We start from the raw sequence: 15,791 nt of genomic DNA, 5'->3' as shown, positions 1-15,791 counted from the left end.
AATCACCTGTGTTATGCCAGCCAGGCGTTGTATCGCCCTGGCGCACGTTGCAATTTAATACTCTTTACCCGTCACCCGGCTGCGGTAACTGTCCCAGGTAAAATTAACCCATAAACTGTTGCCGAGACGCATACGGTCCATGACGCGTTCGCCAAGCATTTTCGTCATCTCTTCCATATTGCTGTTCGTCAACATGCCGGTGGGACGTTTTGACGAGGAACGACGATCGACAATTTGATTGATGATCACTTTTTCATAGCGGGATTCGGTCTGCACGCCGATCTCGTCGATCACCAGCAGATCAACGTTACTCAGATCGTTAAGCAACTGCTCTTCGCTGGTTTCCCGATTGCTGAACGTGTCTTTCATCGCTGACATAATATCCGCTACGGTGATAATCAGTACCGACTTTCCGCGCAGCAGCAGCTCGTTACAAATAGCCGCGGCGAGATGGTTTTTACCGGTTCCAGGCTTGCCAGAAAAGACAAAGCTGGCGATATTGCCGTCAAATTCATCAACGTACTGTCGGGCTTTGCTTAACGCGTTCATTTGTCCGTCGCACTCAACCCGATAGTTATCAAACGAGCAGTTTTGATGCAGCGGTCGAATGCCGGAACGGTTAAAGGTGCGCTGCATTTTCATTGCCCGGTTTTCCCGCGCCAGCGCCGCCGCCCGGATCTCGCCTTGCTCTTTCTGCCACGCCAGCAGTTCTTCGCCCGTTTTAAACGCCGGCGTAATATGCGCAGGCATCATTTTTTGTAGACGCTGCATCAGGTCGCCAACATTTTTCATCGTTACCCCCTAAAACCTGGTGGAATATGATTGTCAGGTTCGCTGACGCTATTGATGTCGCGCTGCGGCATTCCGCCATTGCTGGAACGGCTGATTTGCACGCTGCGCGCCAGCTTTTGCTGCCACTGGATATGGTGAAAAACCTTACCTTCCGCCTGCCAGTAGGCGATAAACGCCGCCAGCTCTTCTGCGGTGACCGGCTCCCGAAGCGCCACGCCCCAAAGGGCAGCCTGACGCTGAAAATCCGCATCCGGTTGCCAGGCTGGATACATGGCGAATTTTCCGCAGGGAATCGCAACGGGGGCGGCTTCGGGTTCTTCGTAAAATTGCGCGTCTAACGCCACATCGCTTCCCGGACGTGATAACTTTTCTTCAAGCGCCAGCAGTTCAGCCATGCGTGCAGGCGTCACGGCATAAAAGGCAGGCGCATTATTAGCGAATACCGCCACTGCGCCGCCCGTTGACTTCGCCAGCACAGCATGATGATCGTGTAAAAGGACGTCAATACCGATGACGTCCGACGTTAAAATTCTGGAAGACATAATGTTTCTCAATATGGAACAACAACCGAGAAGGGCGACTGTTTTTATAGTACCACACAGACCCGTAAGAACAGCAGGAGGCGTTCCACCGATCACACGCGGGGGCGTTTGCGGTACAGCCATAATCCCGGTACAGAGAGGCCAATTGAGAGCGCGCCAACAATGGAAGAGGCTTTCAGAAAATTGGTTAGCAGCGTAATCATCATTGGTTCGCTATAGCCCAGATGGCTAATTTTTACTGCGGAAATCATCGCGGTATAGGCGGAAATCCCCGGAAACATCGGGATCACGGCCGCGACGGTAAACACTTTAGGGTGAGCGAGATACCAGCGTGACCACTGAATACCAATACTGCCGACCAGCAGCGAAGCCATAAACGTCGACCATTCGATATTAAAGCCAGCGCTCATCATCAGCATACGCGAGCCATGACCCAGCGCCCCCAGTAGCGCGCACCACGGAAGTGCCCGGTGGGGAACATTAAAGACCATCGCAAACCCGACGGCGGGGATCGCAGACAAGATCATGTCCTGCATTAGCGCCAGTAAAAAGTCGATTATACCCATCCTCGTAGCCCCCATACTGTCATTGACATCACTACGCCCACACAGGTGGCCAGTGTCAACAGGCTGGCGATAGCCCAGCGCGCCAGCCCGGTATTAATATGTCCTTTAAACATATCTGCGACGGAATTAATCAGCGGAAAGCCCGGCACCAGTAGCAGTACGCTCGCCGCCATGGCGATAGTGGGCGTTTGGCTAAAGGCGGGGAGGGTGAGCATCAGCCCGGAAATCGTGGTAGCGACAAAGGCGGTAATGCAAAAATTGATCTGCGGATGTAAATGCCGCTGCGCCAGCATCTGGCGAATATACATGGCTATCATACTGGCGAAAAAGGTGATAACCGCGCCATCCCAGCCGCCATTATTCAACTTACAAAAGCAGGAGCAGGAAAGACCGACCATAAACGCCACCAGCCAGCGCGGATAACGCAGCGGGCGGAGCTGGCTAAAACGTTTTTCCACGCCTTTGCAATCCAGCAGACGATGTTCCGCGAGGATAACGATATGCTGAACCTCCGTGACGACGTGCATATTAATGCCGCGATCCTGGTTTTTACGTGTCGATGTCAGACATTGTCCGTCTTTAATGGTCGTCAGGACAATGGCGTTAGAGGAGATCGCGCTTTCGACGCTATCCATACCGAGCGCCAAACCGAGGCGGGTGGAAAGCTCATCAACCAGTGCGCTTTCCGCCCCGTGCTGCAATAAAAACAGCCCGCATTGAATACATAACCGTGTTACTGCTCGTTGAATTGATTGCTCTTCTTGCATGACTCGTCCTGTCCGAAAAGACATTCTATGCGCCGCCACTATGACAGAGGCTTTCTTTTTAACACGAAGCGCAGGCATGGTGGCGTTGGTTAAGATCAATTTCTTGTTGATAAAAACGTCAACCGCCAGGCGCAACGCATAAGTTTCCTGAGACGTGCGCTTCGTCACAGGCAGGATATCCTTATGGGCGACGGTTCTCGTATGTCCGTTTCCAGAATAGAGACATTATGCCAGCCTGGCCGTTCATTTTTGAATCAATTACGTGGTGAATTTTATCAACGATATGCATTAATCGTTTTACAACAATGGCGTGAGCAGCAGGTGTAAAAATAGGCGTGACTTAGTGTAATTTGCAGATATTACATGGATTTTATGGGTGACAGTCAGTATTGTTGGGCTTTTATTTCAGGATTCAGCAATATGAATGAAGGACGAACTCATATTTTAAATTTATTAATATGATGAGTTTCGTTAGAATTACTAATGTGCAAATTTAGTTAATTTAATTGTCTTGCTTCTGGTTTTATGAGTAACTATGCGATAGTGATTTTATGTTTTTGTGCTATGTGGATTGTAGCGCAATCAATGTTATATTTTTAAAAATAAAACAAGGATAATTAATCCACTCGGCTTATATTTCTTTGCGCTCATTGTTAATAGTATTTTTATTAATGGGACAATGAAAAGGGGCGGCGTGGGTGCGGAGGAATTATGCTGCCAGGATGCTGCAAAAATGGACTTATTATCAGTAAAACCCCCCTTATACAGGAAGGCCTTAAAGGGGCTATAACAGGTAATTTCCCCGATTATAAACTGGCGTATTGCCGTACGATAGAAGAGCTAACGCTGCTACAACTACGTCGAAGTAATTTAGTTATTGCTGATTTAGCAGTTAACAATGCCTCTCCCCGTGCTATCTGCGAATATTTTTATAGCTTACTCTCGCAATATCGCGACATACATTGGGTATTTCTGGTTCCTAAATCCAGCTATCCACATGCGGTTGATCTCCTGATGGGCCCCGTCAGCACCTTGCTTTCAGACGAAGAGCCAATCGAGAATCTTATTAGCGTTATCCATGCGGGAAACGCTCGTTCAGAAAGAATAAGCAAAACGTTATTATCGCCTCAGGTACCGTCTGAAATTCAGCAGTCCCACGACAGGCCGATTGTCCTTACGCTGTCTGAACGAAAAGTATTACGCCTTTTAGGAAAAGGGTGGGGCATTAACCAAATTGCGGCATTACTTAAAAAAAGTAATAAAACAATTAGCGCCCAAAAAAATAGCGCCATGCGACGCTTATCAATACACAGTAATGCAGAGATGTATGCATGGATAAACAGTTCTCAGGGAGCCAGAGAATTGAACCTACCTTCGGTATATGGAGAAACCATGGAATGGAAAACAGAATCAGCAAGAGAAATGTTGCGCTCGTAGAAAAATGCGTGATGAGCACCATTGGTATTAAAGGGCTATTTGATGCAATGCCGGATTGCCGACATACGCTTCATATTTTTTCAAAACCATCCGCGTTTTATAAGGCTGCGCTAAAGACGCCGTTTTCTGCCGTTATTTTTTCTCTTTCTGCGTTAAGAACTGAACGCCGGACAGGATTATCCAGCCTGACGGAACTGGCGATAAATTATCCCCATATGCGGCGTCTGGTGATTGCAGATGATGATGCTGAAGCCCGCTTAATCAGCGCGCTATCCCCGCTGCCGCTGGATGGGGTCATCAGCAAAGCGTCGCCGTTGGATGTTTTACAGGATGCCTTATTTACATCGCTTAATAGCGCCCGGCGGACAACGGAGCGTACAGATAATCTTTGGGAACTTCACCAGAATTGTATGCTTAGTCCAACCGAGCGGGAGATTCTGCGTTTTATGTCGAACGGCTACTCAATGCCGCAAATTGCCGTCCAGTTAGAACGTAACATTAAGACTATCCGGGCGCATAAGTTTAATGTGATGTCCAAGCTGGGCGTGAGTTCTGATGCCGGGTTACTCGATGCGGCGGATATTCTGTTATATCTGCGCGCCGGAGATGCTACCGCGCTCCAGCATCGGGTATAGCCCGCGCCGGATGCGCCGTGCTTGTTCGGGGAATCCGGGGGTCAGGCACGTTATTGGCACACGTCTACCCAGGTCGCCGATGTCAGTTCAGCCATTCTTTCCGGCGCGATGCGTACTGCGCTGTGCGTGGCGCCTGCGGCAGGCAATACTTCGTTATACCCCTTCAGAGAGATGTCGCAATAAACGGGCAGCGGGTGCTCCAGCCCAAAGGGACATACGCCGCCGACAGGATGTCCGGTTGCATTGACCACTTCATCGCTGCTCAACATACGGGCTTTTGCGCCGAAAGTGCTTTTAAGCTTCTTATTATCCAGGCGGGCATCGCCTTTGGCGACCACCAGGATAATAGTGTCTTTTACTTTAAGCGAGAGCGTTTTAGCTATCTGCCCTGGCTCTACATTGTGCGCTTTGGCTGCCAGTTCGACAGTCGCTGTACTTTGATTTAATTCGATAATTTCAATATCGGGAGCATGATCGGCCAGAAATTGCCGTACAGATTGCAGACTCATTCTTCTCTCCTGAGACCTTACCAATAGCCACGGTAGACCCAAAAATGGCAAAACGTAATTTGGCATACGGAGAGCGCAGCTGTAAATATAATAATGTGACAGGCCAGCAGCAGTAAGCCGTGACGATAACTGAAGGTAACGTAAAGCGGTTTACTTTAGCGTGCAGTCGCCGCACTGCTGTACATCAGGTAAGCGGTAACGTTGACAGCAGGTTCTGCGTACCAGAAGACCGTCGCGCATTACGACGGTCCGCCACAGCGGGTTATCCTGACCGTCGGATAGCTGCTTTTCAAAAAAACAGCGCTGGCGTAGCGTTGCCAGCAGAGCTTCGCCAAGCAGCGGTTTCATCTCAGTCAGATACCAGTTGATTAAATAACCGGTATTGCTCCAGATAAGTTTCGCGTTGATGTCGCCAGTCGCCTCCAGCGCCTGAATGACCGGCTGTAGTGCGGAGACTACCAGCGTTTCCATTCGTTCTTCCGGGGAATGCCCCGTTGCCAGGTTATCCTGATGCACATCAAGCCAGAAACACGCGGCGCGCCCGGTTTCATGAAATTCAACGTGAATATGTTCTGCGGAGACATCGATAGCGCGCGCTTGCGTCAGTAATGCCAGCATCTGCGGCGGCGCCATCAGCCCGATATACCATTGCGCCCACAGGGAGATTAACGGCTTATTTTCACGTGGCAGGCCTGGCGTGTGGCGATAGATGTGATCGGAATAGGCGGCCAGCAATGAACGAAACGTCGCGGGGCGCGTCCACTGGGCAAGAGTCATCGCCGTTGGCGGCGGCGTTTCATCCAGCCGAATAAAGTCCAACAGGTGCTCACGGGTAGAGGCGATCGTCTCGCGTACTGCGTCCGCCAGCGAGGCGTCTTCCGGCTGGGGAGCGGCTCGCCAGATAATATCGTCAGCAATCGGTGCGGAACGGTAGGCCATAGCGCAGTTTAATGATGTTAATCTAAATGATAATGATTGCTAATCCTATCGATAGCGATAAACGATGGCAAGCGGTTTATGGTTAACGCTGTTGGCGTAGCACGATTACGCCAGCAGGATTCATAGGGCGCGCATGTCGTCGCTGACCAGAATGTGGTTACGTCCAAGATGCTTGGCTTCGTAGAGCGCTTTATCCGCTTTTTCGATAGCGTTTCCGATATTGCGATCCGTCAGGGGCGCAATGCCTATACTGACAGTGACATTGGTGGCGACGCTTTCGTTAAACATATGCGGGATTTTAAGATCGTATACTTCCTGTCGGATACGTTCTGCGGTAGCGCGGGCTTGCTGTGGTTCGGCGGTGGTCAGCAACACCAGAAATTCTTCCCCGCCAAAACGGCAGACGACATCGCGCGATCGCACGGCGTCCCGAATTGCCGCTGAGACGCGAATTAACGCCTGATCGCCCATCATATGACCGTAGTGATCGTTATACGCTTTGAAATGATCGATATCCAATAGCAGAACGTAGTGCTCATGGCTGCCCGGCGCCTGTAACGTATCCAGCCGATTTTGCAGGCCACGGCGGTTATATAAGCCGGTTAATGGATCAAGCATACTCAGGCCATTGAGGGTTTCCCGCTCGGCCAGCAGCTTAAACATGAGCTGTTGGGCAAAATTATCGTAGCGTTTCTGGATAACATGTTGAATAGCGATTCCCACCATTGGCAGGGCCAGCAAATAGAGAATTCGCAAACCTTGTTCATTACCGTTCAGCCACAGGCAGACCGCGACTGGCGGTAGCGAATAGAGCGTAAACGCGACGATATTCGCGGCAAAGGCTATCGAGCCGATAAACAGAACGCTAAGCAGGGAAATCAGTAAAAAAGAGAAATCATAATGGCCTAACGCCGGATACTTTAGCGCAATATGCGCCGCCCATATTCCCCCAAAGAGTAGGGAGATAAAGGGGAGATTAATTCTTTTTTGCCCATATTTCCCATGCCATATCAACAGTAATACGCTCAGGACCACTATCCCGATCATTGGCGTGCAAAATACATTGATCTGATAAAGGGGGAAAACGAGAGTAAATAGCGCCGACACGGCGTTGAGAAACAAGAAAAGACGTAAAGAAAACTGATACTTCTTAATACGAAGCGACCGCCAGGATGGTGTTGTCATGGGTAATTGTCGTTATTTATCGGTGATATACACGGAATCGGGCGCCAACATGAAAATAACGTATGAGAAAAGGTCGCCTAAAGCGAGGTGTTGTTGTTTTTACGTTAACAGTCGGACAATTTATCACCTTACTGAATACGTGTCATCAACCGTTAAGTAAAACTCATCTCTTTAGCTTTCTCCCTGGCTGACAAATGAGAAAATATATCATATGATATTGGTTATCATTATCAATTCCAGAGGTGAAACCATGTTGCAGCGGACGTTAGGCAGCGGATGGGGCGTGTTATTGCCTGGAGTGATTATCGTTGGACTGGCGTTTATCGGCCTGTCAGCTTATGCGCTGAAGCTGTTGATTGTATCAGGATTGCTACTGTCTGCGCTGATGTTGTATCACAAACAATTACGGCATTTTGTATTGCTGCCATCGTGTATGGCGCTTATTGGCGGCATGATGTTGGCAATGATGAACTGGAATCAGGGATGAAAATGAAGAGACAAAGGAAGGATAAGATAATTGGTGCGAGGGGGGGGACTTGAACCCCCACGTCCGTAAGGACACTAACACCTGAAGCTAGCGCGTCTACCAATTCCGCCACCTTCGCATACCATCGATTCTTGAAAAGAATCACTACCACGGAGGCGCATTCTAGTGGTTTTCAGCTATTCGTCAATAGTTAATTGCATGGGACAGATTGATTGCTGCAAAAATGGGCGCGAGACGTAGGTTGGATAAGACGCCTGGCGTCGCCATCCGGCACATGCAACCAGATGGCGCTGCGCTTATCAGGCCAACTATTTCTTCGCCTGACGGGTCATCACGGTACGATAAACCTTAAAGCGCCCGGTTTGCGCGATGACTTCATGGAAGCCAAAAGTCTCATCCAGAATCTTAGGATAGGGCAGAAAGGCGTTCGCCACGATGCGTAACTCTCCGCCGCTGTTCAGATGGCGCACTGCGCCACGAATGAGCGTTTGCGCCGCATCGAGGCTGGTTTGCATTCCGTCGTGGAACGGTGGGTTGGAGATGATCATGTCAAAACGTCCTTTGACTTCCGAAAAGACGTTGCTGGCGAATACCTCGCCTTCAAGGCCATTAGCGGCAAGCGTGGCGCGGCTGGCTTCCACCGCCGGAGCGCTGACGTCACACAGCGTCAGGCGCACTTTCGGAGAATGGCTGGCCAGCGCGGCGGAAAGCACGCCAGCGCCGCAGCCGACATCCAGCACTTTACCTTTGGTGTGCGGCGTCAGCGTAGATAGCAGCAGTTGGCTACCAACATCTAGTCCGTCGCGGCTGAATACGCCCGGCAACGTTTTGATGGTCAGCCCGTCGATGTTGTACTCGGCCCACCAGGATTCAAGACTAAACTGCGGCTGCTTTTCCAGACGACCATGGTAAAGGCCGCAACGTCGCGCGCTATCTACTTTGTTCAGCGGAGCATAGTCCGCCAGCATCGGTTCGGCGCTACGCACGCCGCTGCGGTTTTCCCCCACGACGAAAACATCGACGCCCGACGGCATCAGCGACAAAATATTCATCAACTGGAACTGCGCTTCGGGTTTATTTTTCGGCCAGTAGTAGATCAGCGTATCGCAGTCAGCGACATCGCTGGCTTGCGCGACCAGGCTAAAACGGACGTTATCGCCCATCTGGCGGCTTAACGCCTGCCAGTGGTGAAACTGTTGCGTATACGCGCGGCTGGCGGCGCATTCAAAGCGCGCGGGCAGGTCATCCTGCAAATCTCCGGCAAAAAGAATACGGCTTTGTTCGAAATCATCACTGTGGCGCAGCAAGACTTCACTTGCCGGGGTAAAAGCAGACATGGAATGCTCCTTAATTCAGACTGGCGGCGATTATAGTAGTTTGATGGCGGAGATTCGACAGATTTGCTATATTTGCGCCCCTGATTACAGGAGCGTTTCGCTATGACATCCCGACGAGACTGGCAGTTACAGCAACTGGGTATTACGCAGTGGGCGCTGCGACGTCCTGGCGCGCTACAAGGCGAGATTGCGATTTCCCTTCCCGCGCACGTTCGTCTGATCGTGGTTGCAGAGGAATTACCCGCGCTGAACGAGCCGCTAATGCGCGATATTTTACGCGCGTTGACCGTGAGTCCCGATCAGGTTTTATCCCTGGCGCCTGAGCGCGTCGCCATGCTGCCGCAGGGCAGCCGTTGTAATAGCTGGCGGTTAGGAACTGACGCGCCGCTCCAACTCGAAGGCGCTCAGGTCACGACGCCGGCGTTTAATGAACTCCGGGCAAACCCGGCGGCACGCGCCGCACTATGGCAACAAATCTGCGAACATGAACACGATTTCTATCCTCAGCACGACCGATCTCCCCGCAGCCTGGCAGATTGAGCAACGCGCTCATGCGTTTCCGTGGAGCGAAAAAACGTTTTTCGGCAACCAGGGCGAACGGTATCTCAACCTTAAGCTGACCGCTGATGACAGAATGGCCGCGTTTGCCATTACACAGGTGGTGCTGGACGAAGCGACGCTGTTCAATATTGCCGTCGATCCGGATTTTCAGCGTCGGGGGCTGGGGCGTATGCTGCTTGAGCATCTGATTGATGAGCTGGAAAAGCGCGGTGTTGTAACGCTATGGCTGGAGGTACGCGCCTCTAACGCTGCCGCCATCGCGCTGTATGAAAGTCTGGGGTTTAACGAGGCGACGATTCGCCGCAATTACTATCCCACGGCACAAGGGCATGAGGACGCCATCATCATGGCGTTACCGATAAGCATGTAATAACAGAGGCAAGGTGTAATGATGAAGTGGGACTGGATTTTCTTTGATGCCGATGAAACGCTGTTTACGTTTGATTCTTTCACCGGCTTACAGCGGATGTTCCTTGACTATAGCGTCACCTTTACCGCTGAGGATTTCCAGGATTACCAGGCCGTGAATAAGCCGCTATGGGTGGATTATCAGAACGGCGCGATTACCTTATTACAATTGCAGCACGCGCGTTTTCAAAGTTGGGCTGAACGGCTAAACGTTGCGCCGGGGCTGCTGAATGACGCTTTTATTAGTGCGATGGCGGAGATCTGTTCTCCTTTGCCGGGCGCCGTTTCGCTACTTAATGCGATTCGCGGGCAGGCTAAAATCGGTATTATTACTAACGGTTTTACCGCGCTACAACAAACTCGTCTGGAGCGCACCGGGCTGCGCGAGTATTTCGATCTGCTGGTGATTTCCGAGCAGGTTGGCGTCGCGAAGCCCGATCCGAAAATCTTTAACTACGCCCTGGAGCAGGCGGGGAATCCTGACCGCTCGCGCGTATTAATGGTTGGCGATACCGCGGAATCCGATATTCTTGGCGGCATTAACGCCGGGCTGTCGACCTGCTGGCTTAACGCGCATCATCGCGAGCAGCCCGCGGGTATTCATCCAACCTGGACTGTGGCGTCATTAAGCGAACTGGAGCAGCTCCTGTGTAAACACTGATTGCCTCCCCCTGGTTGATGGGTAAAATAGCCGCATTTTTCGTATTCAACATGCGTGGTCAAACGCCGCGCTTACTCAAGAAGATTTGACTATGACGTTGTCTCCTTATTTGCAAGAGGTGGCCAAACGCCGCACTTTTGCCATTATTTCTCACCCGGACGCCGGTAAAACCACCATTACCGAAAAAGTGTTGCTGTTCGGACAGGCGATTCAGACTGCCGGTACGGTAAAAGGCCGTGGCTCCAGCCAACATGCAAAATCTGACTGGATGGAGATGGAAAAACAGCGTGGTATCTCTATCACCACCTCGGTGATGCAGTTCCCGTATCACGACTGTCTGGTGAACCTGCTGGACACCCCGGGGCACGAAGACTTCTCCGAAGATACCTACCGTACCCTGACGGCGGTGGACTGCTGTCTGATGGTGATCGACGCCGCAAAAGGCGTTGAGGACAGGACTCGTAAGCTGATGGAAGTTACCCGTCTGCGTGATACGCCAATCCTGACCTTTATGAACAAACTCGACCGTGATATCCGCGACCCGATGGAGCTGCTGGATGAAGTCGAGAATGAGCTGAAAATCGGCTGCGCGCCGATCACCTGGCCGATTGGATGCGGGAAGCTGTTTAAGGGCGTTTATCACCTTTATAAAGATGAAACTTATCTTTATCAGACCGGTAAGGGCCACACCATTCAGGAAGTGCGCATCGTTAAAGGGCTGAATAACCCGGATCTGGACGCCGCCGTCGGTGAAGACCTGGCGCAGCAGCTGCGCGACGAGCTGGAACTGGTGCAGGGCGCGTCTAACGAGTTTGATGAAGAGCTGTTCCTGGCAGGGGAAATTACCCCGGTATTTTTCGGTACCGCGCTGGGTAACTTTGGCGTTGACCATATGCTGGATGGTTTAGTGGCGTGGGCGCCCGCGCCGATGCCGCGTCAAACCGATACCCGCACAGTGGAAGCCTCGGAAGAGAAGTTCACCGGTTTTGTCTTTAAAATTCAGGCCAATATGGACCCGAAACACCGCGACCGCGTGGCGTTTATGCGCGTGGTTTCCGGTAAGTATGAGAAGGGCATGAAGCTACGCCAGGTCCGTACCGGCAAAGATGTGGTGATTTCCGACGCGTTAACTTTTATGGCGGGCGACCGTTCGCACGTTGAAGAAGCGTACCCGGGCGATATTTTGGGTCTGCATAACCACGGCACCATTCAGATTGGCGATACCTTCACTCAGGGCGAGATGATGAAGTTTACCGGTATCCCGAACTTTGCGCCGGAACTGTTCCGTCGTATTCGCCTGAAAGATCCGCTCAAGCAGAAGCAGCTACTGAAAGGGCTGGTGCAGCTTTCTGAAGAGGGGGCGGTGCAGGTATTCCGTCCCATCTCCAACAACGATCTGATTGTCGGCGCCGTGGGCGTTTTGCAGTTTGACGTTGTTGTCGCGCGCCTGAAAAGCGAATACAACGTTGAGGCGATTTATGAATCCGTCAACGTGGCGACGGCGCGCTGGGTGGAAAGCGCCGATGCGAAGAAATTCGAAGAGTTTAAGCGTAAGAATGAAACGCAGCTGGCGCTGGATGGCGGCGACAACCTCACCTATATCGCCCCCACGATGGTTAACCTGAACCTGACCCAGGAACGTTACCCTGACGTTCAGTTCCGTAAAACGCGCGAACACTGATCCCTTTCCGGGCGCGGCATCCGCCGCGCCTTCGTACTTTCCCTGCCTTTTTAACCGCTTACGGAATGTTCTTAAATCCCGCGTTTTTTCTCCGATCTGCCTGTTTTTTATACGCACCGACAAGCGATTTTAAAATTGTGATCTATATTTAACAAAGTGATGACATAAATGTCGGCTTTAATGCCTGTTCAATGCGTGAATATGAGAGCTTAAAGCTGAGATTTGTTTCAGTCACGATATTAATAACTGAAACGGAAGGGTGGCAGGCGACGCGTCGTTACAAATTCACGAATGTGATGCCAGTCATTGACTTCAGAAACCGGTGAGTTTCACCGCATTCAGCAATGCAACCTCGTGTTGCCTGAGCTCAAATTACGAGCAAACTATACAGGACAAAATCGATGACTATGACAAGACTGAAGATTTCTAAAACTCTGCTGGCCGTAATGTTGACCTCTGCCGTTGCGACAGGTTCTGCCTTTGCAGAAAACGCAACAACGGACAAGGCGCAAAGCGGAACCGAAACCGCAGGGCAAAAAGTCGATAGCTCTATGAATAAAGTCGGTAACTTCATGGATGACAGCGCTATCACTGCGAAAGTAAAAGCTGCGCTGGTAGACCATGACAATATTAAAAGCACCGATATTTCTGTCGAAACCAATCAGAAAGTCGTCACCCTGAGCGGCTTTGTAGAAAGCCAGGCGCAGGCTGAAGCCGCCGTGAAAGTGGCGAAAGGCGTAGAAGGCGTGACCTCCGTTAGCGACAAACTTCACGTTCGCGACAATAAAGAAGGTTCCGTGAAAGGTTATGCCGGCGATACGGCCACGACCAGTGAAGTCAAAGCCAAGTTGCTGGCGGACGATCTCGTCCCTTCCCGTAAAGTAAAAGTGGAAACGACCGATGGCGTCGTACAGCTCTCCGGTACTGTTGAAACTCAGGAACAAAGCGACCGCGCTGAAAGCATCGCGAAAGCCGTTGATGGCGTAAAAAGTGTTAAAAACGATCTGAAAGTTCAGTAATTCGTCGTAATTCGTCCTCCCGACGTTTGTCGGGAGGCGTAATGTGCACCACACTAAAAATATCGCGAATGAGTAGCCTGAGCGCTCATATTTAGCGGTCGACATTAACTATGGTAAAGGAGAGGCTTATGTTTCGTTGGGGCATTATATTTCTGGTTATCGCGTTAATTGCCGCCGCATTGGGTTTTGGTGGACTGGCTGGTACGGCTGCCGGCGCGGCGAAAATCGTCTTCGTCGTCGGGATCGTGCTCTTCCTGGTCAGCCTGTTCATGGGCCGTAAACGACCCTAGCAGGCAGCTGTAAAGATATATTGCTATCAAGCCAGTCCAGCGGACTGGCTTTTACGGTTTTAGCCGTTAACGTTTTGCGTTACCTTGTCAGCCTGGAAAAAAATGAAAAACAGGAAGGCAGAGGTGGGCCAGCGAATACCGGTTACGCTCGGCAATATTGCGCCGTTATCATTAACACCGTTCCGGCCAGGCCGTATGGCGCTGGTCTGCGAGGGCGGGGGGCAGCGGGGCATCTTTACCGCAGGCGTGCTGGATGAGTTTATGCGTGCGCAGTTTAATCCTTTCCATCTCTACTTCGGCACATCAGCCGGTGCGCAAAATCTCTCGGCGTATCTCTGCAACCAGCCCGGCTACGGGCGTAAAGTCATTATGCGCTATACCACCAGGCGCGAATTTTTTGATCCGCTGCGATTTGTACGCGGAGGAAACCTTATTGACCTCGACTGGCTGGTGGAATCCACCGCCGCCCGAATGCCGCTGCAGATGGATACCGCAGCGCGCCTGTTCGACAGCGGAAAATCCTTTTATATGTGCGCCTGCCGGGGGGATGATTACACGCCGGGCTATTTCTCGCCGACAAAACAAAACTGGCTTGATATCATTCGCGCCTCCAGCGCCATACCGGGTTTCTACCGTACCGGCGTTACGTTAGAGGGCATCAACTATCTGGACGGTGGCATTAGCGACGCCATTCCGGTTCAGGAGGCGGCAAAGCGGGGGGCGAAAACCATTGTGGTGATCCGCACCGTACCCTCGCAAATGTATTACACGCCGCAGTGGTTTAAGCGTATGGAGCGCTGGCTGGGGGAGAGCAGTCTACAGCCGTTGGTCAACCTGGTGCAGCATCATGAAACGTCCTACAGCGCGATCCAACAATTTATTGAAAAGCCGCCGGGTAAGCTGCGGATCATTGAAATTTATCCGCCGAAACCGCTGCACAGCATGGCGCTGGGCAGCCGTATCCCGGCGCTGCGTGAGGATTACAAAACCGGGCAATTATGCGGGCGTTATTTCCTTGCCACCGTTGGTAAATTGCTCGCCGCAACGCCGCCTCTCCTGCGCCATACGTCGCGGATTGCCGTGCCGGAAACGGTGGTCGTGCCTCCGGCGCCGGTGGCCAATGATACGCATGTGGCGGAGGTCATTAGCGCGCCGCAGGCAAACGACACCACATTTACCGACGAGGATCTGGCGTGAGCTGGCGCTTTATTGATACGCATTGCCATTTTGATTTCCCGCCCTTTACGGGCGATGAGCGCGCCAGTATTCAGCGTGCCGGTGAGGCGGGCGTTGAAAAAATCATCGTGCCGGCGACCGAGGCGGCTCACTTTTCCCGCGTGCTGGCGCTGGCGGCGCGTTTCCCGTCGCTTTATGCTGCGCTGGGATTGCACCCCATTGTGATTGAGCGTCATGCCGATGACGATCCTGATAAGCTGCAACAGGCGCTGGCGCAACAACAGAACGTCGTGGCGGTAGGCGAGATCGGTCTCGATCTTTATCGCGACGATCCGCAGTTCGCCAGGCAAGAGCGATTTTTAGACGCGCAGCTGCAACTGGCAAAACGCTACGATCTGCCGGTGATCCTGCACTCGCGGCGTACGCATGACAAACTGGCGATGCACTTAAAGCGCCAGGATCTGCCGCGAACCGGTGTGGTGCATGGTTTTGCCGGCAGTCTGCAACAGGCCGAACGCTTTGTGCGACTGGGCTATAAAATCGGCGTCGGCGGCACCATCACCTACCCGCGCGCCAGTAAAACCCGTGATGTTATGGCGCGGTTGCCGCTGGACGCGCTGTTGCTGGAGACCGATGCGCCGGATATGCCGCTAAAGGGGTTTCAGGGGCAGCCGAATCGCCCGGAGCAGGCGGCGCGAGTATTTGATGCGCTCTGCGAATTACGTCCGGAGCCCGCAGAGGTGATAGCCGATACGCTGTATCGCAATACCATTACCTTGTTTCGGCTCTGAGGGCATCG

The 15,791-nt window shown here is 52.0% G+C and carries 19 protein-coding genes and 1 tRNA gene; 11 read left to right on the top strand and 9 right to left on the bottom strand.

Translation table 11 applies throughout. The features are described 5' to 3' along the window. Window positions 1–54: 54 nt before the first annotated feature. The 4 genes from dnaC to ACLJRE_RS11370 all read right to left on the bottom strand — a co-directional run bounded on the left by dnaC (window position 55) and on the right by ACLJRE_RS11370 (window position 2,667). Window positions 55–792 (bottom strand): DNA replication protein DnaC, encoded by a 738-nt coding sequence (gene dnaC / locus ACLJRE_RS11385; RefSeq protein WP_000799924.1) that lies wholly within the window; start codon window positions 790–792, stop codon window positions 55–57. A 2-nt stretch (window positions 793–794) separates the two neighbouring features. Beyond that, the gene (gene dnaT / locus ACLJRE_RS11380; RefSeq protein WP_000098578.1) at window positions 795–1,334 is read right to left on the bottom strand and encodes a primosomal protein DnaT; all 540 of its coding nucleotides are present in this window, start codon (window positions 1,332–1,334) and stop codon (window positions 795–797) included. Between the two features lie 92 nt (window positions 1,335–1,426). Next, entirely contained in the window at window positions 1,427–1,900 is a 474-nt protein-coding gene (locus tag ACLJRE_RS11375; protein WP_000511329.1) for a threonine/serine exporter, read from the bottom strand. Beyond that, window positions 1,891–2,667, bottom strand: coding sequence for a threonine/serine exporter ThrE family protein (locus ACLJRE_RS11370; RefSeq protein ID WP_001665630.1), 777 nt, complete (start codon window positions 2,665–2,667; stop codon window positions 1,891–1,893). The genes ACLJRE_RS11375 and ACLJRE_RS11370 overlap by 10 nt, the downstream gene beginning before the upstream one ends. Window positions 2,668–3,378: 711 nt before the next feature. Here ACLJRE_RS11370 and ACLJRE_RS11365 point away from each other — a divergent pair. Then, window positions 3,379–4,104 (top strand): response regulator transcription factor, encoded by a 726-nt coding sequence (locus ACLJRE_RS11365; protein ID WP_000936659.1) that lies wholly within the window; start codon window positions 3,379–3,381, stop codon window positions 4,102–4,104. Next, window positions 4,065–4,739: a DNA-binding transcriptional activator BglJ gene (bglJ, locus tag ACLJRE_RS11360; protein WP_000431546.1), complete on the top strand. Its 675-nt coding sequence runs from the start codon at window positions 4,065–4,067 to the stop codon at window positions 4,737–4,739. The genes ACLJRE_RS11365 and bglJ overlap by 40 nt, the downstream gene beginning before the upstream one ends. 50 nt (window positions 4,740–4,789) lie before the next feature. On the opposite strand, the gene ACLJRE_RS11355 is transcribed toward bglJ, so the two are convergent. From ACLJRE_RS11355 to ACLJRE_RS11345, 3 genes are all read right to left on the bottom strand, one after another. Then, window positions 4,790–5,248: a YbaK/EbsC family protein gene (locus ACLJRE_RS11355; RefSeq protein WP_000058269.1), complete on the bottom strand. Its 459-nt coding sequence runs from the start codon at window positions 5,246–5,248 to the stop codon at window positions 4,790–4,792. Window positions 5,249–5,398: 150 nt separating this feature from the next. Beyond that, a complete protein-coding gene (gene fhuF / locus ACLJRE_RS11350) occupies window positions 5,399–6,187 on the bottom strand; it encodes a siderophore-iron reductase FhuF (RefSeq protein ID WP_000331530.1) in 789 nt (262 codons plus the stop codon). Window positions 6,188–6,307: 120 nt separating this feature from the next. Beyond that, complete coding sequence (locus ACLJRE_RS11345; protein WP_000211209.1) at window positions 6,308–7,372, bottom strand: GGDEF domain-containing protein; 1,065 nt, start codon at window positions 7,370–7,372, stop codon at window positions 6,308–6,310. Between the two features lie 250 nt (window positions 7,373–7,622). Between ACLJRE_RS11345 and ACLJRE_RS11340 the strand changes: the two genes are divergently transcribed. Further along, on the top strand, window positions 7,623–7,859 hold the full coding sequence (locus tag ACLJRE_RS11340) for a DUF1435 domain-containing protein (RefSeq protein WP_000941879.1): 237 nt from the start codon (window positions 7,623–7,625) through the stop codon (window positions 7,857–7,859). Window positions 7,860–7,890: 31 nt separating this feature from the next. Here ACLJRE_RS11340 and ACLJRE_RS11335 read toward each other — a convergent pair. Both ACLJRE_RS11335 and rsmC read right to left on the bottom strand, forming a co-directional pair. Beyond that, window positions 7,891–7,977, bottom strand: a tRNA-Leu gene (locus ACLJRE_RS11335). Window positions 7,978–8,167: 190 nt separating this feature from the next. After that, window positions 8,168–9,196, bottom strand: coding sequence for a 16S rRNA (guanine(1207)-N(2))-methyltransferase RsmC (gene rsmC / locus ACLJRE_RS11330; RefSeq protein WP_001272285.1), 1,029 nt, complete (start codon window positions 9,194–9,196; stop codon window positions 8,168–8,170). A 102-nt stretch (window positions 9,197–9,298) separates the two neighbouring features. Here rsmC and ACLJRE_RS11325 point away from each other — a divergent pair, with 102 nt between their 5' ends. From ACLJRE_RS11325 to ACLJRE_RS11290, 8 genes are all read left to right on the top strand, one after another. Beyond that, window positions 9,299–9,736 (top strand): DNA polymerase III subunit psi, encoded by a 438-nt coding sequence (locus ACLJRE_RS11325; protein ID WP_000204003.1) that lies wholly within the window; start codon window positions 9,299–9,301, stop codon window positions 9,734–9,736. After that, window positions 9,681–10,127, top strand: coding sequence for a ribosomal protein S18-alanine N-acetyltransferase (gene rimI, locus ACLJRE_RS11320; protein WP_001092435.1), 447 nt, complete (start codon window positions 9,681–9,683; stop codon window positions 10,125–10,127). The genes ACLJRE_RS11325 and rimI overlap by 56 nt, the downstream gene beginning before the upstream one ends. Window positions 10,128–10,148: 21 nt before the next feature. Further along, window positions 10,149–10,826 carry a pyrimidine 5'-nucleotidase gene (gene yjjG / locus ACLJRE_RS11315; RefSeq protein ID WP_410957401.1) on the top strand — a complete coding sequence of 226 codons (678 nt, stop codon included), beginning with the start codon at window positions 10,149–10,151 and terminating at the stop codon, window positions 10,824–10,826. A gap of 91 nt (window positions 10,827–10,917) precedes the next feature. Continuing rightward, window positions 10,918–12,507, top strand: coding sequence for a peptide chain release factor 3 (prfC, locus tag ACLJRE_RS11310; protein WP_000175965.1), 1,590 nt, complete (start codon window positions 10,918–10,920; stop codon window positions 12,505–12,507). Between the two features lie 401 nt (window positions 12,508–12,908). Further along, window positions 12,909–13,526 carry a molecular chaperone OsmY gene (gene osmY, locus ACLJRE_RS11305; protein WP_000178963.1) on the top strand — a complete coding sequence of 206 codons (618 nt, stop codon included), beginning with the start codon at window positions 12,909–12,911 and terminating at the stop codon, window positions 13,524–13,526. 128 nt (window positions 13,527–13,654) lie between these two features. Then, window positions 13,655–13,816, top strand: a complete 162-nt coding sequence (locus ACLJRE_RS11300) for a DUF1328 domain-containing protein (protein WP_000490276.1) — start codon at window positions 13,655–13,657, stop codon at window positions 13,814–13,816. A 123-nt stretch (window positions 13,817–13,939) separates the two neighbouring features. Beyond that, entirely contained in the window at window positions 13,940–15,013 is a 1,074-nt protein-coding gene (locus ACLJRE_RS11295) for a patatin family protein (protein WP_000531540.1), read from the top strand. Then, a complete protein-coding gene (locus ACLJRE_RS11290) occupies window positions 15,010–15,783 on the top strand; it encodes a metal-dependent hydrolase (RefSeq protein ID WP_023212765.1) in 774 nt (257 codons plus the stop codon). Before ACLJRE_RS11295 ends, ACLJRE_RS11290 begins: the two co-directional genes overlap by 4 nt. Window positions 15,784–15,791: the final 8 nt, after the last annotated feature.

It is taken from the genome of Salmonella sp. SAL04157, assembly GCF_046551635.1.
In the GTDB taxonomy this organism is placed as follows: Bacteria; Pseudomonadota; Gammaproteobacteria; order Enterobacterales; family Enterobacteriaceae; genus Salmonella; species Salmonella enterica.
Note: the sequence above shows the minus strand (reverse complement) of the source record. Positions and strands in the feature narration are given on the sequence as shown.